The organism is Pseudomonas sp. 10S5, assembly GCF_035019745.1.
Classification (GTDB): domain Bacteria; phylum Pseudomonadota; class Gammaproteobacteria; order Pseudomonadales; family Pseudomonadaceae; genus Aquipseudomonas.
In genome coordinates, this window is the sequence record NZ_JASJVL010000003.1 from 254,034 (window position 1) to 275,896 (window position 21,863).

General features: G+C 53.9%; 26 protein-coding genes and 1 pseudogene. 12 read left to right on the plus strand and 15 right to left on the minus strand.

Annotation, left to right across the window (positions count from 1 at the left end):
- The first annotated feature begins 68 nt into the window (after positions 1–68).
- Complete coding sequence (locus QN378_RS04380) at positions 69–491, plus strand: M15 family metallopeptidase (RefSeq protein WP_322202559.1); 423 nt, start codon at positions 69–71, stop codon at positions 489–491.
- Positions 492–617: 126 nt separating this feature from the next.
- Here QN378_RS04380 and QN378_RS04385 read toward each other — a convergent pair whose 3' ends face one another.
- The 6 genes from QN378_RS04385 to QN378_RS23510 form a co-directional block, all read right to left on the minus strand.
- Positions 618–1,346: a TorF family putative porin gene (locus tag QN378_RS04385; protein ID WP_322202560.1), complete on the minus strand. Its 729-nt coding sequence runs from the start codon at positions 1,344–1,346 to the stop codon at positions 618–620.
- 203 nt (positions 1,347–1,549) lie between these two features.
- A complete protein-coding gene (locus QN378_RS04390; RefSeq protein ID WP_323547031.1) occupies positions 1,550–2,896 on the minus strand; it encodes a chloride channel protein in 1,347 nt (448 codons plus the stop codon).
- A gap of 173 nt (positions 2,897–3,069) precedes the next feature.
- The gene (gene yghU / locus QN378_RS04395; RefSeq protein WP_322202562.1) at positions 3,070–3,909 is read right to left on the minus strand and encodes a glutathione-dependent disulfide-bond oxidoreductase; all 840 of its coding nucleotides are present in this window, start codon (positions 3,907–3,909) and stop codon (positions 3,070–3,072) included.
- 259 nt (positions 3,910–4,168) lie between these two features.
- On the minus strand, positions 4,169–4,594 hold the full coding sequence (locus tag QN378_RS04400; protein WP_323547030.1) for a LysR substrate-binding domain-containing protein: 426 nt from the start codon (positions 4,592–4,594) through the stop codon (positions 4,169–4,171).
- Positions 4,582–4,866: a LysR substrate-binding domain-containing protein gene (locus QN378_RS23505; RefSeq protein ID WP_322206843.1), complete on the minus strand. Its 285-nt coding sequence runs from the start codon at positions 4,864–4,866 to the stop codon at positions 4,582–4,584. The genes QN378_RS04400 and QN378_RS23505 overlap by 13 nt, the downstream gene beginning before the upstream one ends.
- 5 nt (positions 4,867–4,871) lie before the next feature.
- Positions 4,872–5,141 (minus strand): LysR family transcriptional regulator, encoded by a 270-nt coding sequence (locus QN378_RS23510; RefSeq protein WP_322202565.1) that lies wholly within the window; start codon positions 5,139–5,141, stop codon positions 4,872–4,874.
- A gap of 198 nt (positions 5,142–5,339) precedes the next feature.
- Between QN378_RS23510 and QN378_RS04410 the strand changes: the two genes are divergently transcribed.
- Positions 5,340–5,939, plus strand: coding sequence for a carbonic anhydrase (locus QN378_RS04410; protein WP_322202567.1), 600 nt, complete (start codon positions 5,340–5,342; stop codon positions 5,937–5,939).
- Between the two features lie 114 nt (positions 5,940–6,053).
- Here the strand turns inward: QN378_RS04410 and QN378_RS04415 are convergent, their stop codons facing one another.
- The 3 genes from QN378_RS04415 to QN378_RS04425 form a co-directional block, all read right to left on the minus strand.
- Complete coding sequence (locus QN378_RS04415) at positions 6,054–6,215, minus strand: DUF2986 domain-containing protein (RefSeq protein ID WP_322164895.1); 162 nt, start codon at positions 6,213–6,215, stop codon at positions 6,054–6,056.
- A gap of 109 nt (positions 6,216–6,324) precedes the next feature.
- A complete protein-coding gene (locus QN378_RS04420; protein WP_322202569.1) occupies positions 6,325–7,023 on the minus strand; it encodes a tRNA (adenine(22)-N(1))-methyltransferase in 699 nt (232 codons plus the stop codon).
- Positions 7,020–7,679, minus strand: a complete 660-nt coding sequence (locus QN378_RS04425; RefSeq protein ID WP_322202571.1) for an aspartate/glutamate racemase family protein — start codon at positions 7,677–7,679, stop codon at positions 7,020–7,022. The genes QN378_RS04420 and QN378_RS04425 overlap by 4 nt, the downstream gene beginning before the upstream one ends.
- 176 nt (positions 7,680–7,855) lie before the next feature.
- Between QN378_RS04425 and QN378_RS04430 the strand changes: the two genes are divergently transcribed.
- From QN378_RS04430 to QN378_RS04440, 3 genes are all read left to right on the plus strand, one after another.
- The gene (locus QN378_RS04430; protein WP_323547029.1) at positions 7,856–8,149 is read left to right on the plus strand and encodes a DUF4124 domain-containing protein; all 294 of its coding nucleotides are present in this window, start codon (positions 7,856–7,858) and stop codon (positions 8,147–8,149) included.
- Between the two features lie 409 nt (positions 8,150–8,558).
- Entirely contained in the window at positions 8,559–10,997 is a 2,439-nt protein-coding gene (locus QN378_RS04435; RefSeq protein ID WP_322202573.1) for an AAA family ATPase, read from the plus strand.
- Between the two features lie 242 nt (positions 10,998–11,239).
- Entirely contained in the window at positions 11,240–12,127 is an 888-nt protein-coding gene (locus tag QN378_RS04440; RefSeq protein ID WP_322202577.1) for a serine hydrolase domain-containing protein, read from the plus strand.
- An 81-nt stretch (positions 12,128–12,208) separates the two neighbouring features.
- Here QN378_RS04440 and QN378_RS04445 read toward each other — a convergent pair whose 3' ends face one another.
- On the minus strand, positions 12,209–12,643 hold the full coding sequence (locus QN378_RS04445) for a GNAT family N-acetyltransferase (RefSeq protein WP_322202579.1): 435 nt from the start codon (positions 12,641–12,643) through the stop codon (positions 12,209–12,211).
- Between the two features lie 67 nt (positions 12,644–12,710).
- On the minus strand, positions 12,711–13,121 hold the full coding sequence (locus tag QN378_RS04450) for an ester cyclase (protein WP_322202581.1): 411 nt from the start codon (positions 13,119–13,121) through the stop codon (positions 12,711–12,713).
- 280 nt (positions 13,122–13,401) lie between these two features.
- On the opposite strand from QN378_RS04450, the gene katG reads away from it, so the two are divergent.
- On the plus strand, positions 13,402–15,672 hold the full coding sequence (katG, locus tag QN378_RS04455) for a catalase/peroxidase HPI (protein ID WP_322202583.1): 2,271 nt from the start codon (positions 13,402–13,404) through the stop codon (positions 15,670–15,672).
- Between the two features lie 74 nt (positions 15,673–15,746).
- On the opposite strand, the gene QN378_RS04460 is transcribed toward katG, so the two are convergent.
- Together QN378_RS04460 and QN378_RS04465 are read right to left on the minus strand one after the other, a co-directional pair.
- Positions 15,747–15,869 (minus strand): hypothetical protein, encoded by a 123-nt coding sequence (locus QN378_RS04460; protein ID WP_322202585.1) that lies wholly within the window; start codon positions 15,867–15,869, stop codon positions 15,747–15,749.
- A gap of 143 nt (positions 15,870–16,012) precedes the next feature.
- Positions 16,013–16,864, minus strand: coding sequence for a CAP domain-containing protein (locus tag QN378_RS04465; protein WP_322202587.1), 852 nt, complete (start codon positions 16,862–16,864; stop codon positions 16,013–16,015).
- Between QN378_RS04465 and QN378_RS04470 the strand changes: the two genes are divergently transcribed.
- Positions 16,863–16,997 carry a hypothetical protein gene (locus QN378_RS04470; RefSeq protein WP_322202589.1) on the plus strand — a complete coding sequence of 45 codons (135 nt, stop codon included), beginning with the start codon at positions 16,863–16,865 and terminating at the stop codon, positions 16,995–16,997. The two genes, QN378_RS04465 and QN378_RS04470, sit on opposite strands and share 2 nt — an antisense overlap.
- A 37-nt stretch (positions 16,998–17,034) precedes the next feature.
- On the opposite strand, the gene pcsA is transcribed toward QN378_RS04470, so the two are convergent.
- Positions 17,035–17,754 (minus strand): phosphatidylcholine synthase, encoded by a 720-nt coding sequence (pcsA, locus tag QN378_RS04475; protein ID WP_322206844.1) that lies wholly within the window; start codon positions 17,752–17,754, stop codon positions 17,035–17,037.
- Positions 17,755–18,018: 264 nt separating this feature from the next.
- Between pcsA and QN378_RS04480 the strand changes: the two genes are divergently transcribed.
- Together QN378_RS04480 and QN378_RS04485 are read left to right on the plus strand one after the other, a co-directional pair.
- Entirely contained in the window at positions 18,019–18,357 is a 339-nt protein-coding gene (locus QN378_RS04480) for a hypothetical protein (protein ID WP_322202591.1), read from the plus strand.
- Positions 18,358–18,422: 65 nt separating this feature from the next.
- Positions 18,423–18,539 (plus strand): annotated as a pseudogene (locus tag QN378_RS04485) (cell wall hydrolase); the annotation flags it as partial.
- A 50-nt stretch (positions 18,540–18,589) separates the two neighbouring features.
- Here the strand turns inward: QN378_RS04485 and QN378_RS04490 are convergent.
- The gene (locus QN378_RS04490) at positions 18,590–19,210 is read right to left on the minus strand and encodes a TetR/AcrR family transcriptional regulator (protein ID WP_322202592.1); all 621 of its coding nucleotides are present in this window, start codon (positions 19,208–19,210) and stop codon (positions 18,590–18,592) included.
- Between the two features lie 146 nt (positions 19,211–19,356).
- Here QN378_RS04490 and QN378_RS04495 point away from each other — a divergent pair, with 146 nt between their 5' ends.
- The 3 genes from QN378_RS04495 to QN378_RS04505 all read left to right on the plus strand — a co-directional run bounded on the left by QN378_RS04495 (position 19,357) and on the right by QN378_RS04505 (position 21,831).
- Entirely contained in the window at positions 19,357–19,797 is a 441-nt protein-coding gene (locus QN378_RS04495) for a hotdog fold domain-containing protein (RefSeq protein ID WP_323552861.1), read from the plus strand.
- A gap of 157 nt (positions 19,798–19,954) precedes the next feature.
- Positions 19,955–20,548, plus strand: a complete 594-nt coding sequence (locus tag QN378_RS04500) for a TetR/AcrR family transcriptional regulator (protein ID WP_322202596.1) — start codon at positions 19,955–19,957, stop codon at positions 20,546–20,548.
- A 47-nt stretch (positions 20,549–20,595) separates the two neighbouring features.
- Positions 20,596–21,831, plus strand: coding sequence for an MFS transporter (locus QN378_RS04505; protein ID WP_322202598.1), 1,236 nt, complete (start codon positions 20,596–20,598; stop codon positions 21,829–21,831).
- The last annotated feature ends 32 nt before the right edge of the window (positions 21,832–21,863 follow it).

Below are 21,863 nucleotides of genomic sequence, written 5' to 3' on the forward strand. Positions count from 1 at the left end.
ATTGCCTAGGTATATCGCTACACTTCGTTATTGATCGCAATCTGCAAGAGTTCATTGAGGTGAAGGCCTTGGAGCTTGCCGAAGTTGATGCTAACGCAAGAAAGCACCTGTTACTGCCCATCGCTGCAGAGGCGTGGCGACAGTTGAAGTTTTCCGCCGGTAGTTGTGGTGTGGATATTCACATTATTTCGGCGTTCAGAAGCGTTGAGCGGCAGGCGGAAATAATAAAAAGGAAACTAGACTCGGGTTTGAGTATTGAAACCATTCTTGCGGTTTCGGCTCCTCCCTTCTTCAGCGAGCACCACACGGGTTGCGCTGTTGATATAGGAACTTGCGGAAGCGTTGCACTAGAGCGTGAATTCGAAGAGACGTTGGCTTTTAAATGGTTAGAAAAAAACGCGGGATCATTCGGCTTTCAGATGTCTTACCCGATCAACAATGCTGCCGGCTATGGGTACGAGCCTTGGCATTGGAGATTTAGACAAGGTTGACGTCATTTTAGTGTAGGTGGATGCCCAACAAGCTTGCGCGGTTAAGTCCTAAAAAGCGTCAGAAGTGCGCGAACATGCTCATACCGCAGGACGCGAGTTTGACCACGCGATGTCCAGTCCAGTTGATCAAAAAAACGAGCGTACTACTTTGAGCGTAACCGTGGTTTCGCACTCGGAGTTATGACCGCTGTACGCACTGCAATTGGCGCCAGTGAGGCTTGAGCCGCTATACACCAGGTTCATGTTCATGCCCATCAACGGGCGCGAAACGTTGAACGACCAGTCTTTGTATGTGCTCACCATGCCTCCGTCTTCAATCAAGGTTGGCGTGTCGAGTTGGTGATTGCCGTATTGCATGCGCAAATCGACTCCCAGAGGTGCAATGCCACCCAGGTCGAGAAACAGCGTACTGTCTTGGCGTCCGGCGTCGTTACTGAACGCGGTACCTATACGGGAATCGAAAACCTGGAAGCCAGCATAAAGCTCATGGCTATCAATCTGGTCGGTGTTGGGATAGCTGTACCGAATGACCCCCAATTCATAGCCCAATGTTTTGTCGAACGGCTTTTTAAAGCCCATGTAGGAATCTACTTCGAGTGAACTTTGCGGGGCGATGCCTGCGTGGGGTGACCACTGACCAACGTAAAAGCCACTGTCATGCGTCAGGTCTAGACCGCCGTGGAATGTTGAGCCACCACTCGTAGGCGTGACGAGACCTTGAGCCATACTACGGCTGGGCGTGGTTCCGAGTTTAAGGCTAAAGTCGCCGAGGTCTCGGACAATGACCTGCGCCGCGACCGTCTGGCAAACGAGCAAAGTGCTGACAATCAGCGCGTAACAGCGAGCATGAGGCATACCTCACTCCTTGGATGGTGAGGAGTGGAGTCGATGGTGTCTAATCGATGTAGCCTAAGCCTGATGAGAACCGCGAGCTAGAGCTCCCAAGGATACCGGGGAATAAGCGGATGACTCGACCACTGGTCGAATCAGTACAAAAAATGTTACATCGAGAATGACCACTCTTGATAACCAATGGAAGGGTTTTCCCAATCTAGCGTTTACTTAAAGTGAGCGTCGAGTACGGCGGCAGTGACCTTGGGTGCCGTTTGTTCACGTTGAGAGGATTGCAGAAAGCCAAGTGCCAGTTGCTGATATAACTCAGGTCCGAATCGCGAGCTGACGGCTCTCGAGATAAGCGCGATGCCCATCAGGCTGATAACCATGCCGTGACTGTCGATCATTTCCATCACAATGATCGCCGAGGTGATGGGCGATTGAGTGACGGCGGCAAGGAATCCAGCCATGCACAACGCAATGATGGGTTGCGGGGCCAAATTGAAAAGCTCGGCGACGTTTGCTCCTAACGAAGCCCCTACTGCGAGAGACGGTGCAAAGATGCCGCCAGGAATACCGGAAAAATAGGTCGCCAGGGTGGCCAAAAACCGAGTAGCGGCGGCGTACCAAGGAATGCTTTGTCCATGGTTAATGATCTGAGTAGCGACGCCGTAACCGCTGCCGAAAGAAATACCTCCACTGGCCCATCCCAATGACGCAACCACTAGGCCGCAGATGCCTGCGAACCAGACGGGGTGCATGTCTCTCCATTTCCAAACCACGTTTTTCCGATATCGCTGGGGCAGCAGCAATAAGCGACTGAAGAGTCCTCCCAATAAACCGCAGAACACGCCCAAGGCAAGCACTGGCACAATGATCTGTCGCGTTACGGCGTCGACATCCAATCGGCCGAAGTAGTTGTAGTTCCCCTGCAAGCCAATGGCAATCATCCCGGACAGGATAATTGTGCTTAAAAGCACCCCACTGGTACGTGTTTCTAGTTTGCGACCCAGCTCTTCCACCGCAAAAGCGATGCCTGCCAAAGGAGTGTTGAATGCCGCAGCAATGCCTGCTGCACCTCCGGCAAGAATCAAGTCTTGAACCCTGACAACCCGAGTGTGAGGTAAAAAGCGGTGCGCCGCGTGCATGATGGACGCGGCCACCTGCACCGAGGGGCCTTCTCGGCCGGCTGAAAATCCGCCCGTCAGCGCCAACGTACCAAGACCAATCTTGCCTAGAGCGATACGCAACGAAATCAGTTTGGTTATCGGTTTTCCGTTGGCTACCAACCGCGTTGCCGCGATCACCTGAGGAATACCGCTGCCTTGGCTGCCCGGGAAAAAGCGTTGAGTGAGAAATACCACCAACATGCCGAGCAGAGGTGTAAGCAGAAAGGGAAGCCAGCTGCGACCGGTTGTAACGGTGGCAAAGAGAGCCAACGCCTGATCAGCAAGCTTGGCGAAGAGAACCACCGATAAACCGGCTATCGTGGCTGCGGTCCAAAGCGTCAAGCGAGTTCGCCAACGGGCAGACGTAAAACGTCCGCGCAACGGTGCAAATATGTATCTCATTGATGCACCTACTGGCTTAATTGCGGTCAGGCTAACACACCGCTTGAATCAAATCGGCGATAGGGTACTAAAGAGGGGGACACCACCGTTAGATGGCATAAATTGTCCCCACGCTCAAGCTAACGCGACCCTGTTTCCCCCAAGCCATGTTCCTGCCTGGAAGAATGGCGGCATCAGCCTAAATCTTCAGCCTGATGCCGCTCCGGCACTTGGCTTGCTTCATCGCCCCATGGCCGGTTGACTCGACAGCCACGGATGACCGCAGGCCGGTTGGCGATTTCTTCTGCCCAGCGTTGCAGATGGGTGTACTCCTGCACAGACAGAAACTCGGCAGCCGAATACAGGTTGCCCCGCACCAATTGGCCGTACCAGGCCCAGACTGCGATGTCAGCGATGGTATAGCCATTCCCCGCCAAATAGGCACTTTCACCAAGGCGGCGGTCAAGGACATCCAATTGACGCTTAGTCTCCATGCTGAAGCGATTGATTGGGTATTCAAGCTTTTCCGGTGCATAAGCGTAGAAATGCCCAAAGCCCCCACCCAGGTACGGCGCTGCACCCATCTGCCAGAAAAGCCAATTCAGAGTTTCCGTGCGCCCGGCCACATCGGTGGGCAGGAAGGCACCGAATTTTTCCGCCAGGTAAAGCAAAATCGACCCAGACTCAAAGACTCGAATCGCCGGCTCCACGCTGTGATCCAGCAAGGCCGGGATTTTTGAGTTGGGGTTGATGGCGACAAAACCGCTGGAGAACTGGTCGCCGTCGTTAATACGGATCAGCCACGCATCGTACTCGGCGTCGGTATGCCCAAGCGCCAGTAGCTCTTCGAGCAGGATAGTTACCTTCACGCCATTGGGCGTGGCCAATGAGTAGAGCTGCAGCGGGTGTTTTCCAATGGGCAACACCTTATCGTGGGTTGGTCCCGCAACCGGGCGGTTGATGCTGGCGAACTGGCCGCCAGATGGCGCGTTGTTTTTCCAGACCTTCGGTGGAACATAGGACGCTTTGCTCATGAGACGAACCTCGTGGTTTCTTTTGGCGATTAGAGAGCCTACCCGGTTTGATCGTCAACTATGGCTCTGAAATCCATTCCCGAATAAATTCGGTCCCACTGGACTCCCAACTCCCTACAAAAATCTGTGCAGCGCCAAAAACGGTGGGACCGAATTTATTCGCGAAGGCTTGCGTCCTCACGCTGCAAATCTTAAACAGCACAATGTGCCACCCAGTTTGCTGCGCGACAGCGCGGCGTCGAAGCCGTGGCGGCCCCTTCTACAGATTTACAAAATGCCGGGTATCGCTGGCGAGGGTGGCGGCCAGAAAGTCAGCAAACGCGCGCTGCCAGGCGCGTGGTCGACCCATCGGAAAGTACGCGTGGACGGGCAGTTCGGCCATTTTCCATTCTGGAAATAGGTGCACCAAGGCTCCGCTTTCTAACTCCAATGCGCAGGCCCACGACGTGGTGGATGTAATCCCCAAGCCTCCTGTTGCTGCCGCTAGCGCCCCTGCGGTGTCATTGATCGAGACCTGGGGGTTGAGCGTGATGGATGAAACCTTGCCGTCGCGCTCAAATTGCCACGAAGAGATTTGTGCACCGGCCGAGCCGCCGATGATTCGATGGTGCTCGATGTCGGCTGGGGTGTCCGGTGTGCCGTGGCGCGCGAGGTAGCCGGGAGAGGCCACGATCACACGGCGCATCGTTCCAATCTGCCGGGCGGTACCGGCAAGTCCGGCAAGTTGCCCACGCGGATGCCGACGTCGACAGCTTCTTTGACCATGTCCTGCCACTGATCTTCATGCAGCAGCTCGATGTGCAGCAGCGGATGACGTTCAGTAAACGCAGACAACTTGGGCAGCACGACGCGGATACCCATCGTTGACGGCATCCCGATGCGGAGCAGGCCACGTAGCTCTCCGGTTTCCCGCACGCTGTTCTGCGCGTCATCGACGGCCGCGAGAATCGGTTCCATGCGCGTCAGAAATTCGATGCCCGCTTCGGTCGGAACCACGGTTCGGGTGGTGCGTGAAAGCAGCCGCGCACCAGCTCCGCAATCATCCGGGAGACCTGAGGCTGCGCAAGCCCGCTCTCGCGAGCGGCTGCCGAGAAACTCCCAAGGCGGGCACGCGGGTGTAAAGCCGCAACGTGAGGATATCTCAGCCCAGTTGAAGTGGTCACTGACGCGCTGGACGCCCTTGAAGCGGGCACCAACGATGAAGTTATCGCCGGCGCCCAGTCGCGTGGCATTCACGATGCATTCACTGCCGACCCGAAAAAGGTGCAGGCAATGATGTCGACCAAACTTCCCCAGCGCGTTTGATTCCCTAACTGACTTAACGACAAGGCCATCATGGACTTTCTTCAGACTTTGACCCAACGCAATACTGAATTCGCAGAGACCGGTTTCTCTGCTGCCCTCAAGATTATTCCTTCACGCAAAAAACCATGATCATCGGCTGCGTCGACCCTCGGGTCGACCCCATGGACGTGCTCAAACTCGCGCCCGGCGAGGCCGCCGTTATCCGCAACGTGGGCGGCCGCGGGAACCCGGCGCTGTTCGGAATGATGGCCATTCTTGGCACCGTCTCGCGGGTTGCTGGCGCGCAGGTGGGTCATGGCTGGAACCTGATCGTCTTGCACCACACCGACTGCGGCATATCCGGTTGCTATCACCACGCCCCTGAGTTGTTGGCGAAATACATGGGCGTCGAAGAACACCAGCTTGAGGCGCTGCAGATCGACGATCCGTATAAAGCGGTCGAGATAGACGTCGCCGCACTGAAAGCCAACCCGAATTTGCCGGGTGGAATTACCGTGACAGGGCTTGTTTACGACGTGGCTATCGGGCGAATTGATACGGTAGTACCGGCAGGGTTGCTTCGGGGGAGTAGGGTTGTTGTCTCGATGTGGAACTGCGCTCGATGTTTAGGGCGGAGTCACGACCGAGCCCGCGCTCAATCAGGTTTCACGTACAAGGGAGCCATCAATGCAAAACCCAACCATGCCCAAATCCATCCTCCTCATCGGCGCATCCCGTGGCCTTGAAATCCCCATATCCTCGAGAGTTTGAACACCCTGTTGAAACAACAGGTGCTCCAACTGTTGGCGACGATAAAACAATGAGCCCACGATAAATGCCGTTAGTGCTAGAGAGACAGATCAGCTCTCAGCGGCAATGATTGGCTCAAGACTGGATTCAGCCGCCAATTTCAATCGGTCGGCTTTACTGACGTAGGTAGACCGATTTGACGGTGCCAATTTGGAACTGGCCTTTTTAGCTTTGGCCTTGAATAACTGCTGTAGTTTTTTTTGACGATTCATAGTTCTGCTCAGCATGTAATTGCTTGAAGGGTATCAGCTTAACTATTGCCCCGATGCTTGTCAGGCTGCGACGCGGTTAGTGCCTGGTCTGATCACCGCTCGGCACCGTTCAACACGCCAGCAGTTCGGTTATCCACCGGGCCTGTTGGGCGACGTCCTGCACCTTGTCCTCGGACAAGGCCTGCCGCGCCTTGGCGAAATGAGTCAAGGTCTTCTGCTTCTGACGCAGTATGCGCTGCCACTTGAGCAAAAACGCCGGGCTACGCGCCTGCATCTGCAGCGGGCCGAAGTACAACTCCTCGGCGGTGTACATCACCGGGCAGGCGCGCTCAGCCACGATGATTTCATAGTCGAAGCGGTTTTCTCGCAGCACCTCCTCGCAGAGAATTCGGTAGCCATTGTCCATCAGCCATTGGCGCAAAGGCTGCTCGCCGCCGTTGGGCTGCAGAATCAGCCGCTCCTGGCCGCTCAAGCGCGCCTTACCGCTGTCAAGAATGTCGCGAATCGTCTCGCCGCCCATGCCGCAAATGCTGATTGCCGTGATCCCGTCTCTGGCATCAATCGCTGCCAGGCCGTTGGCCAGACGCAAAGTGATTCGCTGGTCCAGGCCATTCTCGCGTACCGTGCGTTGGGCCGAGCGGAACGGCGTCAAGGCCACTTCACCGAGCACCGCTGTCGCGATGAGACCCCGGTGCATCAACGCTACCGGCAGGTAGCCGTGATCCGAGCCAATATCGGCCAGTCTTGCACCTGCTGGCACATTTGCCGCCACGCGCTCCAAACGCATGGACAAAGTGTGTTCGTTCAACTGCGGTCCTTTTTTTCGACTTCCAGTGCGGCCCTCAAACCTGCCGTTGCGCTGGTGAGTGGGGGTGGGCCAGCGGTCACAAGCGAAGCGGCGCCACTCATGGATGCTTGTGCCAGTGCAACTACTGACGCGCCGTCGATATAGGCAGCGTCTACCGCTTTCGCAATGGCCGCTAAGTATCCCTCAAGGTCGCCAGACTTGAACAATGCCCAAGCGCCGGAAACAAGCTGCACCTCGACCAATGCGTTTGATCCCTGCGCAGCATGAAGGAACAGACGAGAGGTGGGGTCGATTGTGGTTTCGACCGCGCACAACACTACGACTTTGCCCCCCGCAGAACCTGCATGAACGGCAGCCGAGGCCAGTGCTTCATCGACTCTCAAAATCGGCGACTGAGCATTTGCAATGCCCTCGATAGCGGGGCCCAAGGTCGAACAGGTAAGCGCAACGGCGTCAGCGTGCTGAGCGAGTGAAAACAGCGCTAGTTGCGTTGCATTCAATAGGTCAGCCGTCAGTCCACCGGCACGCTCGGCCGCAGCCAAGAGGTCCGCTCGAACTTCATGCCGCAAAATTTCGGGCCCAATACCCAGCTCCTTTGCGGCCAAGTCAAAGACCGCTATGTTGCTCTCAGCCGTGTGTAGGCAGGTGATACGCATCACTCAATCTCTTTCTCTCAGGTTTATGAATGCTGTTGTCAGGTCGCACTTCACCCTAACAGCTTCCTGGACTCCACAGGGTATGGGAGACCATTCAACCCGCCGGCTTGGATTACACTGCGGATGGAATTAACGGCGATATTTATGAAACACCCTAGGCCACCGACAGGTACAGCGTGAGTAAAACTAACCTCCTTTCCCCAATCATCGTGTGTGCAGTGCTCTTGGCAGGTGCAAGCACTGCGAGCGCCGGTGCTGTCTACACATGCACCAATCCAGACGGCAAAAGCATTTTTCAGCAGACACCGTGTAGCGTTGACTCGCTGAATGCATCAACGTCATATATGTCTCAACGGCAAGAAGCCGTCCTCAAAGCCGCAGCGGCTGACTACGCCGAGCGGATTAAAGAGGTGGAAGTGTTGATGGAGAATGACGAGAAATTAAATGAGGTGTTGGAGCGGAAACGGTAGAGAGGTTTGTTGGGATCTGGTCTCAGAGCGGTGCATTGTGGTCGCTGGTGACGGGCTAATTCGACCCCCAGGAGCCGGTTAGCAATGGCAGGATTCGGCCAAAAGCGGACTGTTATAGAAAAATAAATCTGTCCCCTTTTCGATGATGCGCAACTTGAAGATGCAGAGTGGCTAGCTGTAGTCGAGGTGCGTAGGACGCGCGACCACTCCCCCAGAGCGACCAAAAAACAGAAGTGCATCTAAAACCGGGTTCGCGGTGGTAGTTTTCGATTGCTACCCCTTCAAAAGCTGGTGTATTGGTCTACGCTGAGGGGGCAAAAGGCCACCTCTTGCTCTGGATTCGAGGATGACGTGCGCCTAAGGCCGCCTTGGCTTGTTCCCGAACTTCCCCTCTCCACGGATGCGAGACATGATTGAATCGATCACCCTTTCCAACATAGCAACCTACAGCCCCGTAACCCCCGAAACGATTCAAAACCTTAAGGCTGTGAACTACTTCTACGGTGCAAACGGAGCAGGCAAGACAACGATCAGCAGGCTGATAAACAACCCCGCACTTTCAACGACCTCCAGGGTCACGTGGGCGAAGGGCAATCCGATTCCGGCAATGGTCTACAACAACGATTTCATCGCTGCGAATTTCACTGATTCGAAGCAGTTCAAAGGTGTGTTCACGCTGGGGCAGGCCGAGCAGGCGCAACTTGATCACCTGGAAGAGCTCAATAAGGAAAGAAACCGCCACGCGCTGTTCAAAACCAAAGCGCAAGAAAACCTACACGGCCTAGACGGTAAGAGCGGGAAGGTCGCCGAAAACAATACCCTGGAAGAAAAACTAGTAGGACGGTGTTGGGAACAAAAGCAGAAGCACGACGATGAGTTTCAGGGGGCTTTTAAAGGCCTAAGAAATAACCGGGAGGCCTTCAAGAATAGGGTCTTACAGGAGAGCAAAAATAATACTTCCCAGTTGGTTGATATCGAAGACCTGCGCAAACGCGCAGACGTACTTTATGGTGACGTACCATTACCCATGAATGCCATCTCCATTCTTGACCTGTCTCGCTTGGTCGCGCTTGAGCAAAACCTTGTCATGAGCAAGAAAGTGGTCGGCAAAGAGGACGTCAATGTATCTGCGATGATCCAGCACTTGGGGAACAGTGACTGGATTAGGCAAGGTATGAAGTACTTGGGCCATACCGACGACGACTGTCCTTTCTGTCAACAGAAATTGCCGCATGAATTCCAAGAAAGCCTTGAGGATTACTTCGACGAAACGTTCGAAGCTGGTACTAGAGCTCTTTCGCAGTTTCGGGATACTTATAACGCAGTAGCAGATGGACTGTTAGCCCAGGCTCAAATAGTCCTAGCCACGGATTGTTCGCATCTAGATAAAGAGAAACTTGATCTTCAATTGCAGGCCCTGAATGCAATCCTGTTGGTGAACAGGCAACGCATTGACCACAAGGTGGCTAGCCCCAGCATTGACGTGGCGTTGGAAAGTCTTGCAGATATTCCGCTTAGAATTTCTGAGCTGATAAATTTAGCCAACCTCAAGGTTTCTGAACATAATCGTCTTGTTTCGGGATTCTCCGTTGAGCAGAAGAAGTTAACAGATGCGGTGTGGCGGTATCTTCTTGATGTTGAGCTTAAAGACACTCTTGCTGATTACACCAAAGATGTTGATCGTATCGGCAAAGCAATTGATGGCATCACTGTAAGCCTAGATAGGGCAACGTTAGATATATCCACAGCTGACGCAGAAATTGCGAAGATTGAAACTTCGCTGACAAGCGTGAAACCTACTGTCATTGCGATCAATAAAATCCTGAAAAACTTTGGATTCCGAAGTTTCTCCCTAGATCCTGCGTGTGCCGATAATTCATATCGCCTGATCAGAAGCGATGGAACTGATGCTAAAGCTACGCTCAGTGAAGGCGAAAAGACCTTCGTTACCTTCCTTTACTTCTATCATTTGCTTAGGGGAAGTATCTCGAACTCAGGTATCAGCACTGATCGAATAGTCGTCATTGATGACCCGGTTTCAAGCTTGGATAGCGATGTGCTGTTCATCGTAAGTAGTTTGATCAAAAAGCTCTTTCACGAGGTTCGCCAGAAGGGGAATAACCTAAAACAGGCCTTTATCCTGACCCATAACGTGCACTTTCATAAAGAAATCACCTTTAATCCCCAGAGGACTGGAGATGTTTCAGTTAAGGATGAGACGTTTTGGGTAATACGCAAGCCCGATCATTTCTCGAAGATCGAAGGCTTTGAGAGCAATCCTATTAAAACATCCTATCAGCTGCTGTGGGCAGAGTTGACAAAAAAACCACTGCCGGTGCTTACAATCCAAAACACCATGCGTAGGATCTTGGAGAACTACTTCAAAATCCTAGGGAATATAGATACGCATGTTATCATTGACAAGTTTGAAGGGCAGGAAAAGGTTCAATGTCAGTCATTAATCAGTTGGGTTAACGACGGATCGCACTATTCGCCAGATGAGCTGTACGTGGCAATAAGCGATGGTATGGCACAAAGCTATATAAAAATCTTCTTCAAGGTCTTTAAGACTATGGAACATATGCCTCATTATAAAATGATGATGGGGCGAGACTTTGTCGATTTAGATCCTGTTGAGGAAAAGCCAGAAGATGAGGATCTGTTCGGAGATGCTGGCGGCACTGAAGCTGGGGCAGATGAAATTATCGTTTTTTCAGGAGCGCTTGGTGATGTAGTTGCTGTCGAGCCATTGCGCACTGCTGCGTCCTTGGTAATCCCCATTTTAGCGCAGTCTCCTAAGCCATTCTCAGCCGGCGCGGATGGTTCGGACCCTGATATCCCATTCTGAGTCGCTTGAGCCGGCGTGCTTGGTGGTGCGCCGTTTCAAAAGCTTCTCCCTCTCTGATACTCGCCATATCTATATGAATTATCCCGGCTCTGTAGGCGCCTCCAAATCTCAAAATAGAGCCTTGTTGAACGTCCGCTTCTGGCCGAAAACTGCCCTATCCCGAAAGGCAACCCTTGCCCGCCGTTCCATCATCCGGCCTACTTCATCGCTGATACTTCAGCCCCATACAGAGCATCCCAACAGTGCTTTCCTCCACACTATTAAACGGTAAGCCGCTGGAGTCTGATCAATCCGAGGTCATCGTCCCTTGGTGGAGCTTTACCAAAACAGTGCTTGCCGTAGCGGCGCTTTCATTGGTTCGAGACGGTTTGATTGAGCTGGATGCGTCTTTGCCGGAGGGTCAATTTGCTCTGCGGCAACTGCTCAAGCACCAAGCGGGGCTGGCTGACTATGGAGAGCTGAAGGAATACCACGCGGCGGTTGCCGACGGCGACGTCCCATGGTCAGCGAAAGATATGATGCAGCGTCTCGACGCCTCCAAGTTGCGCTACGCGCCAGGCGCTGGCTGGCGGTATTCCAACGTGGGTTATATGTTCGTGGGAAGACTCATTGAGCGAGTGACGGGGCTTAGCCTTGGCGATGCCTTAGTTGAACGCGTGTTTTCGCCCTTCGGTTTGTCCAACGTACGACTGGCAAAAACGCCAGAGGATTTGCTGGGTGCCTATCTCGGCTCTGCGTCGACTTATCACCCCGGTTGGGTCTATCACGGTCTGTTGGTCGGCCCACTTAATCAAACGACTGTTCTGCTGGACCAACTGCTGAATGGGTCATTCCTCTCATCTTTTTTGCAGAACGAGATGCTAGATGCAATCGTGCTCGGCGGACCGATGCCAGGACGGCCCTGGATTACTCCAGGCTATGGTCTCGGTCTTATGATTGGCGGCGTGAATACTGGCCAGACTCTTATCGGGCATACCGGCGCGGGGCCGGGCGGGGTTATTGCGGTATATCACTGTTCAAATGGAACAAGCACAGCCACCTGTTCAGTGTTCAGTGAAGGCAATGACGAAGGGAGAGTCGAAGCTGAGGCATCGAGGCGGCTTTTGGCTGCTGTCCGGACAATGTGCTAGCGGCGATGCAGATCACTTCAAGTGAAAGCTAGGTTCGTCGATAACAATGCGCATTTATAACGCGAAACAACAACAGCCCACTCAAACATTCCCACCCCCCAAGCGCGAAAACGAATACCGATCAATATCAGTCCTTAACTGCCAACCCTGACTGTTCCAATAATCCGCCGCTGTCGTATTGGTCTTGATCACGTCGAGATGGCATTTAAGTATTCCGTGTTCCTCAAGCGTGGAAAGGCAGCGGTCCACCAATGCATTGGCGATTCCTTGTCGCCGATATTCGGGCGAGACGACCAAGTGCTGTAAGTACCCTCGGCGGCCATCGTGGCCGGACATGATGCAGCCGCAGAGGACCGTCCCGTCTTCGGCGATGAAGCTCATTCCGGGGTTTCGTTCTAGATAGCGTGAGGTCGATTCATGGGAGTCGGCATCGCGGAAGGTGACGCCCGGAGTGGCGCGCATGAGGTCAATGACCGAGTCGTAATCGTCTAGGGTCATGACGCGCAACGTGAACATGGTTTGAGCCTGGCTTTGTCGGCGGTCGGGCTCGGCAGCCTAGCAGATCCATTGAGTGCGCCGCAGGTCAGCGGGAATAATCGTTGTTACCCACTAGCTGCGCTTCGATAGCCGCTTTGTCGATGACCGACCAGACCTGTTCGATCTTTTCGCCGTTGAATCGGTAGAAGACGTTTTCGGTGAAGAACACTTTCTTTCCGTTCACCGGCAGGCCGAGAAATAGAGCTTTTGGGGTACACACGAAGTTTAGGCGAGCGGCTATGTAGTCCGATTCGGCAATCAGCAGCTGGATGTTGAAATGCAGGTCCGGGATTTGATCGAAGTCTCTTTCCAGCATTTCGCGGTAGCCGGTGAGTTCGATACGGCGATCGTTGTAGTACACGTCCTCATGCACAAAGGTTTCCAGCGCTGACCAGTTTTGCTCGTTCAGGCAGGCGATATAGCCTCGGTACACGTTGGGGAGGTCGATTTTAGTCATGGTCGTCACTTTTTGTTTTACAGGGCATGTCTGAAAAATAGTTGGTCCAATGGTTGGAGGGAGCAAATTTATTCGCAAAGGCGCTGATTCAGTCAGTATCGGTGGCGCATGGCAGTCCGTAACAGAGAATCCCTATCGAGAGACTTTGCTTTTTCTATTAGAACTATCCCAGAAGGCGACTAGTCTAGGCCTAGCGTCGGCGTAAGCTAGACCGCTGAAACCTCATAGGAAGATGCTCAACGCTTCGTAAGCCTATGAAAACGACAAAGGTAAATCAGACATGTCCACTGAATCGAAATGCCCATTTAATCAAGCCGCCGGTGGTGGCACCACGAACAGGGACTGGTGGCCTAATCAACTCAATTTAAAGATCCTGCACCAACACTCGCCCTTGTCTGACCCCATGGGAGAGGGCTTCAACTACGCCGAAGAATTCAAGAGCCTCGACCTAGCGGCCGTGAAGAATGACTTGAGAGTCTTGATGACTGACTCTCAAGACTGGTGGCCTGCTGACTTTGGTCACTACGGACCTTTATTTATTCGTATGGCTTGGCACAGCGCCGGTACTTACCGCACCGCTGACGGCCGCGGCGGCGCCGGTGCCGGCCAGCAGCGCTTCGCTCCACTCAACAGCTGGCCAGATAACGTCAGTCTCGACAAAGCGCGTCGGCTGATTTGGCCGATCAAACAGAAATATGGCCGCAAAATTTCCTGGGCTGACCTGATCATCCTTACGGGGAACGTGGCATTGGAGTCGATGGACTTCAAAACCTTTGGTTATTCCGGTGGCCGTGATGACGTCTGGGAGCCAGAGGAAGATGTCTACTGGGGCTCGGAAACCACATGGTTGGGCGGCGACAGTCGTTATGGCAATACCACGCAGATGCAAGAGCCAGGTGAAGGGGTACTGGTTGCCGAACCGGAGAAGCATGGCATTGAGGAGAGCCGTACCGACAGCCAAGGACGTAACCTTGAAAATCCGCTCGCAGCGGTGCAGATGGGGTTGATTTACGTGAACCCGGAAGGTCCGGAAGGTAACCCTGACCCGGTCGCTTCAGCGAAGGATATCCGCGAGACCTTCGGTCGCATGGCAATGAATGACGAAGAGACGGTGGCGCTAATCGCAGGCGGCCACGCCTTTGGCAAAACCCACGGTGCAGGGCCTGCAACCAACGTCGGCGCCGAGCCTGAAGCTGCTGACATTGAAGCGCAGGGCTTTGGCTGGAAGAACAGCTTCGGCACCGGCAAAGGCGTTGACACGATTACCAGTGGCCTGGAAGTGACTTGGACGTCAACGCCCACCAAGTGGAGCAATCAGTACCTTGAGAACCTGTTCGGCTTTGAATGGGAATTGACCAAGAGCCCTGCTGGTGCGCATCAATGGACGCCGAAAAACGGCGGGGGCGCCGGTACCGTTCCAGATGCCCACGATCCATCCAAGCGTCATGCTCCATCCATGCTGACCTCTGATTTGGCCCTGCGATTCGACCCGGTCTACGAGAAAATTTCACGGCGCTTCCTTGAGAATCCAGAGCAGTTGACTGATGCCTTTGCCCGCGCGTGGTTCAAGCTGACACACCGCGACATGGGTCCGCTCGCACGATACCTTGGCCCGGAAATGCCGGCTGAAGCGTTGCTTTGGCAAGACCCTATCCCGGCAGTTGATCATGCGTTGGTGGCTGAAGCCGAGATCGCATCGCTCAAAGGCAAGATTCTGGCTTCAGGCCTTTCTGTCTCGCAACTGGTGTCGACTGCATGGGCAGCTGCGTCGACCTTTCGCGGTTCTGACAAGCGTGGTGGTGCCAATGGGGGGCGTTTGCGTCTCGTCCCGCAGAAGTATTGGCAGGCCAACCAACCGGAGCAATTAAGCAGCGTGCTGAACACCCTTGAAAGTATCCAGGGCGAGTTCAACAGCGCGCAGTCTGGGGGTAAGAAGATCTCGCTGGCTGACCTGATTGTGTTGGCCGGTGGTGTTGGGGTCGAACAAGCCGCGAAGAATGCCGGTCACACGCTGACAGTGCCTTTTGCGCCAGGTCGCATGGACGCCTCGCAGGAGCAGACGGACGTGGAGTCTTGCGCTTATCTTGAGCCTATCGCTGATGGTTTCCGTAACTATACCAAGGGTAAATACAGCGTCTCGGCTGAAGCATTGTTGGTTGATAAGGCACAACTGCTGACCCTGACCGCACCCGAAATGACGGTGCTCGTTGGCGGCATGCGTGTCTTGAACACCAACGTCGGACAGACTCGGCACGGTGTCTTCACTCAGCGGCCGGAAGCATTGACCAACGACTTCTTCGTCAACTTGCTCGACATGGGCGTTGCGTGGAACGCTGTCTCGGATGCCAAGGATACGTTCGAAGGACGTGACCGCAAAACCGGCGCAGTCAGGTGGACCGGCACCCGTGTCGATCTGGTTTTCGGTTCACATGCCCAACTGCGGGCCTTGGCTGAGGTCTATGCCAGCGCGGACGCACAAGAGAAGTTTGTTAAGGACTTCGTAGCCGCCTGGACCAAAGTGATGAACCTGGACCGCTTCGATTTAGCGTGAAACCTGCGTTGAACTGTTGTCTCTGAAAACCTGCAACGCCTCCCGTGTGGAGGCGTTGTAGTTTTAGAGGTAATTCACACTCCGAAATCAGTATCAACCGTCGCCGCGCGAACCAGGTCAATCATCGAGTAGACGGAGTTAACGACGTAAAGCGTCATGGCGCTGAGAAGCACGACATTGATGGCGTGGAAGATCATGATCATAGCCCCAGTCAGGTTTGAATGGCGCCATTGTTACTGGTGAGGCGTCAAACCAGAAAGTGTCTGTGTCCATGGTGTTCATCAATGGGAATGATGATGGCGTACGGCAGAAAAGGAAGGACGCGGCATGGTCCCCGTATTTACTGCACCCCAAGCATCGCCGTCCAGTAAATCCCCGCATCGCTCTTCGGATCAACCGCATACGCTGCGCCCAACTCGCGAAACTGTGGGTTCATCACGTTAGCGCAGTGGCCCGGACTGGAAAGCCAGCCATCCACCACTTTGCGTCCGGTGTCTTGCCCAGCTGCGATGTTTTCTCCGATTTCACTGCCCATGTAACCCGCCAGCTCGGCTCGGTCACCCGGCGTGTGGTCATCGCGGTCTTTGTGATCGAAATAATTGCCGTTTGCCATGTCTCGGGAATGGGTATCTGACGCTGTCGCCAGCACTGCGTTCCAGGTCAACGGCGCCGTGGCGGCAAATGATTGGGCACCGCAATGACGCGGCTGGGCGCGGGCAGCATTGAGCAGGATGAGTAATTTCCGGCCTTCCGCTTGCGATGTGCCAAGGCGGGCAGTCAGCAGTGGACGTGCCAGCACAATGCGCCAATCACGTCCTTCTCGACTGACACCGATATCAACGTATTGTGGGTCCAACACCACTTTGCAGAAACTCTCTTGCACCATCTGCAGAGCAGCCTGTGCGTCGCGCGGCCCGGACAACGTGATGGCCTGTACGTGGACCATGGGGTACGCCGCACTTGCCATCGCTTGTTTGAGGTCCGCCGTTCCAGCGGCCGGAAGGATCAACCGCGGATCAGCCGTCAGCGCTGGCAGTTCGTGGGAAACGCCATCAGCGCAGCGCTGTAATTGACTGCGGTAGGCGTTGATGGAATCGACCAACTGGGATTCTTCGGTCGCCATCGCTGTGGCAGCGAACAACATGCCTAGCGACAACACAACAAGATGCATAACGGACGGTACAGCGCGCATGAAACTCTCCCTTGGACTGACTGCGGCCATCATGCGCGATATCACCCAAGCGCTGCCAGAGCCAAGGCAGTATAAGCAGTGGGATAGCTGTTTTGTTCGATCAGCCAAGGCCGTTCCGGGCGCCTGCGTCTGAATGATCCGCTGATTTCAGCGAGAGAAAAACCCCGTTTTCAAGCCCGCGATCGATCCAGCCGTTCCGCCAGTGTGCGCCACGCGCAGATGCCCAGGAAATAGGCCGACATTAACAGCCAGAGGCCCATCACCATTGGGCTAATGGCGGGATGGTTTACCACCAGCGACAGGCTGCACAGTAGCCAGACGGCCGTGACGGCAATGTTGATCGGCATGAACTGGCGGACGCGGAACGGGTGCAGAAATTTAATCCGGGTCACAGTCAACAGTGAAAGTCCGATAACCGTGATCAGGGTTAACCAAGGCGGTGGGGAGATGATGTAAATACATAGAGCAACGACATTCCATGCGGCGGGGAAGCCTTGGAAATAATTGTCCTTACTCTTCATGTTTACGTTGCAGAAGCAGAACAGTGACGAGATCAGGATCATCGACACAGCAAGCAGCAGGGTGTAGGCAGGCAGCGGAATGTAGCGATAGATGAACAATGCCGGGATGAAGACATAGGTCAGGTAGTCGATAACCAGATCTAGAATAGATCCATCGAAATTCGGCAAGACCGATTGAACATTGACCTTTCGCGCGAGCGCACCGTCCAGGCCATCCACTATCAGCGCGACCCCCAACCACAGCAGGCAAGCTTTCGGTTGGCTGTCAAATAATGCGATCGTCGCTAAAAAGGCAGTGACCACGCCGGTTGCGGTAAAACCGTGGGCGCCCCACGCCTTGAGCCTAGCAATGCTTAAAGTAGATATCACCGCGATGTTCTCCAGAAATCGAAGCATGCAAGTTACCACCGTAGCGTCTACGGAGTTACCGGCAAAACCAGCAAGTTGCAACTATCGACTGGGTATCCAGCAATAAGGTTCATCCATTGCGCGCTACGGGGGACACCTGACAGTAAACGTGGTTCGGTAAGATGCCCGATCCACGTAGCTCCTTACATTTTCAGGCCATCAGGGCTTGTAAAATCTCTTCGACGTGTTGAAGATCCCGGCTCTTATCTGAGTAACGAGAAGTCCATGAGTACAGAACTGAGTGAGGAAGAGATGCGCGAAGCGCTATTCGGCCCTTCGAGCCCTGCCGAACCCGAGCCGGTGATGGTGCCCGAGCCGGAGGTTGTCGTAAAGCCAACGCCCAGACCAAAACCGCTTCCTAAGTCCCGTGCGGTTTCTAAACCACTCTCGCCAAAGCTTAGGGTCACGCTACACGTCACCAGCGAATTCGAAGGGGAGGAAGAGGTTTTTATTTATGACGCGAACACATTGAGTACTTTCGTCGCGGAGCAAGAGGCGAAGAATGAAGCTAAAAAGAAGAAGTTCAAATATTTTGAAGTGATATCGGTCACACCTATTTCATAGCCGTACAGAACTTCCCGCGCTCAGTATGCGCAACCTCAAAGACAGTGGAATGATTTGAGTAGTTTACGTGTCTGTCTCGGACCCTCTACTGGGAAGCCAAAGGCGGGACGTCGTCGGACATGGAAGACGTCGCCAATGTGATCCTGAACCGAATAGGCCACGAGGGCTTTGCGGGCCGGGTGTAGGCAAAAACTTGAGCCAGGCGTGTAACTATCCGCGGGTGAGTGGTCGATTAAACATTTAACCCGACCGAACTCCATGCCGCTTCGGCAAGCTGTTCCCGGTAGGCCACGGGACCATGTTTTACGCGCCCGGACAGCCATGCCCGGCAATAATTTTCTGCCTGACCAATAATTAACGACGGCACCAATTCCATGGGTAGTACTTTAAGTTCACGGCTGTGAAGTGGATCTTTTAACCAATCGGACAGTTTTGAGTTGCGCGATTTGTTGGCCAGCATAAGTTGCTCATTGAACGGACCCTTGGTCACCGCATGACGCGCGTGATATTGAAATCTTGCCCAGTCTGGCTGGCGTTCAACCCAGTCGACGTAGCTGTAGACCAGCGCGTATACCCACTCTCTGGAGGTTTTTGCTTCGGCCAGAAAGCTGTCACGCAGGCGGGTCTGGTCCTCTATAGCGGTCAGAAACAGCGCGGCGATCACCCCTTCTTTGTTGCCAAAGTGATGATAGATCGCACCGACGCTCGTCTCGCACGCGGCCCGAAGGTTGTCGATGGTCGTGGCTTCTATCCCGTGTTCATTGAAGAGCGACAGGGCTGTTTTGAGAATCGAGCGTTTTAGCTCAGCTCTTCTACCGGGATAACAGCGGTCAAGCAGTTCAACGGTTTCCATTTTGTTTGCCAATTCAAAGGTTGCGATAGTAAGGCAGATCACCGCCGTGGGGGAATGCAGCCGATTGACAGGCAGCAGCTTTGGAGAATATTGTTCTTTTGCAGAATAATATTCTGTTTTTTTTCAATCCCACGTCGAGGTGCGATATGAGTCAAACCCTTAGTCTTTACAACAGCGTTGGCCCTGCTGCATTTAGCAACATGGCTTGCACAATGGCCCCTTATTTCAGCTCTATTACGCCTGAGATCATCGAGCTTCGGCCTGGTCATTCGGTAGTAACGGCACCCTTTCGAAAGGAGATCACCAACCATTTGGGCACGGTGCATGCTATTGCGCTGTGCAACGCAGCTGAACTCGCTGGCGGGACGATGACTGACGTATCAATTCCGGACGGAGCCCGTTGGATACCCAAGGGCATGACCGTCGAATACCTGGCGAAAGCGAAGACCGATATTCGCGCGGTGGCGGACGGCAGCGCTATCGATTGGTCGACGGCAGGGGACAAGGTTGTACCGGTGGACATATTCGATGAAGGCGGCATCAAGGTGTTTACGGCGAAGATAACCATGAACGTGAAAATCGGGTAAGCAGCGTTTGGTGGCCTCGCGCAATGTTCAGAACGGCGAGTGCTACCAACTACCCCTATCAAAGCTGACACTTGTGCGTCGCAAACAGATAAGCGGAATGCGGTTTTGCTCTCACTGAATACTTACCGGTCGGTATAGTTTCGGCGGAGGTGAATTTATGCAAGCTAAGTCCGGGTCAAGCGCTACTCGTCAACGGTTATTAACGACAGCGTCTGAGCTCTTTTTAAGAGACGGCATCAATGCGACGGGTATAGCAGCCATCGCAGCGCATGCGGGTGTGACCAAAATGACCCTTTATGCATATTTCTCTTCCAAGGATGAATTGATTGTCGCGTTCCTTGAGCAGCGCAATGAGCGTTGGAACACGGCTGTAGGTAGCACTTTAGCGGGCATTGCACACCCTGCTGAAAAATTGCTTAGTCTGTTTGACCTTTATCGCGACTGGCTGGTAAAGGGCGGCTTACGCGGCTGCGCATACGTCAATTGCTCAGCCGAGTTTCCTGACCGAAGTCATCCCGTGCGACTTGCAGTCGCCAGGCACAAGCAAAGTGTGAGGAGCCACTTGAAGATGCTCGCTGAAAGCGCCGGGCTCATTAATGCCGAAGTGATTGCGCAGCGGCTGTTTCTTCTACTTGAAGGGGCATTTTTAACAGGTGCCCTGGAAAATGATGACCGCGTGTTTTTCATAGCCCGGGAGTTGGCGGATGAGTTGATTAACGCCGCGCTCGTCGGTCGCCTTTCGCTTAACTAAACGAAGCTGCCTACACAAAAAATCTATCTCCCATACGGATGGCCGCCATGCGCTCCAACGCTGTAATCGTGGTGTTGCTTACAAGTCTCGTAGCGGCCAGCTATGGATTCGGAATTTACCTGTTTGCTCAGCTTGTACCTGATATGCAGGCGACGCTCGGGTTCGATTTTTCATACGTGGGGGCGATTACTGCATCAGGGCAGTTCGGGTTTTTAATCAGCGCAGTTTTGGCTGCCTGGCTGACACCTAAAGTGGGTGGTGGCTTGATGATATTGGGCTCCGGCATTATTTGCGCAATAGCCCTTTTGCTGGTTCCGCTCTCAAGCAATATTTTGGTTATTGGCGCCTTGTTGACGGTACTTGCGGGCACAGCCGCCACTGTCTTTGTGCCGATGGTCGATGTCATATCGAGGGTGGTCGACTATCGCTTCCGTGGGATGGCAATGGGGCTTGTATCGAGTGGCACCAGTTATGGCGTTTTCGTCAATAGTTTGCTTGTGCCTATCTACTCCCCTCGAGGGGAATGGCGGACTGTATGGTTATTGGTCGGTATTATCAGTTTGTTTATTGCGCTAGTGGTGTATCGAAAATTTAGGGACGCAGGCTTGTTCAGGAGAGAACAATTATCGACCGATAGTCTAAAGGCGGACTCTGTAGCGCTTTCCTCTGTCCAGCTATTCAGCCGAGGAAGTGAGTTGATGCAGCCATGGGTTCTGACTATTTGGTCAATGAACTTCTTGATCGGCTTTTCCACTTTTCCCTTTCAAAATTACCTCTCGTCTTACCTGCGTACCGAGTTGGGCTTTGGGGTGGAATACACGGCGCAAATTTGGGCAACCATTGGGTTGGTCGGCATGTTCGCTGGCTTGGCTGTTGGCTGGCTCTCGGACAAGGCGGGACTTCGAACCGCGATGTTGCTGGTGTATGTTTGCGTCGTGCTAGCGGCGCTGATCTTTGTCGTCTATCCGCATGGACACTGGCCTCTCGTTGCGGGTGTGCTATTTGCTACCGCTTTCTACCCAATTTTTGGGCTGATTCCTGCGTATGTTTCGAAGCTGGCAACTTCTACCGCTACTGCCGTCGCTATTTTTGGCATCGCAAACGTTATGCAAGGCACAGGCGGCATGCTCGGAAACTACGGCGCAGGGCTGTTGGCGAGCCACAGCGGGACGTTTTCTGAGGTTTACGCCCTTATCGGGGTGGTCGGCGTGATCTTAATGGTATTGACGGCGAGATTGCCGTCGGTCTCGAACAGCCGCGTCAGCGCCTTGCCTATTGCCTGAGAGCGTTGACTGACGCGGTAGGCTCCAAATAA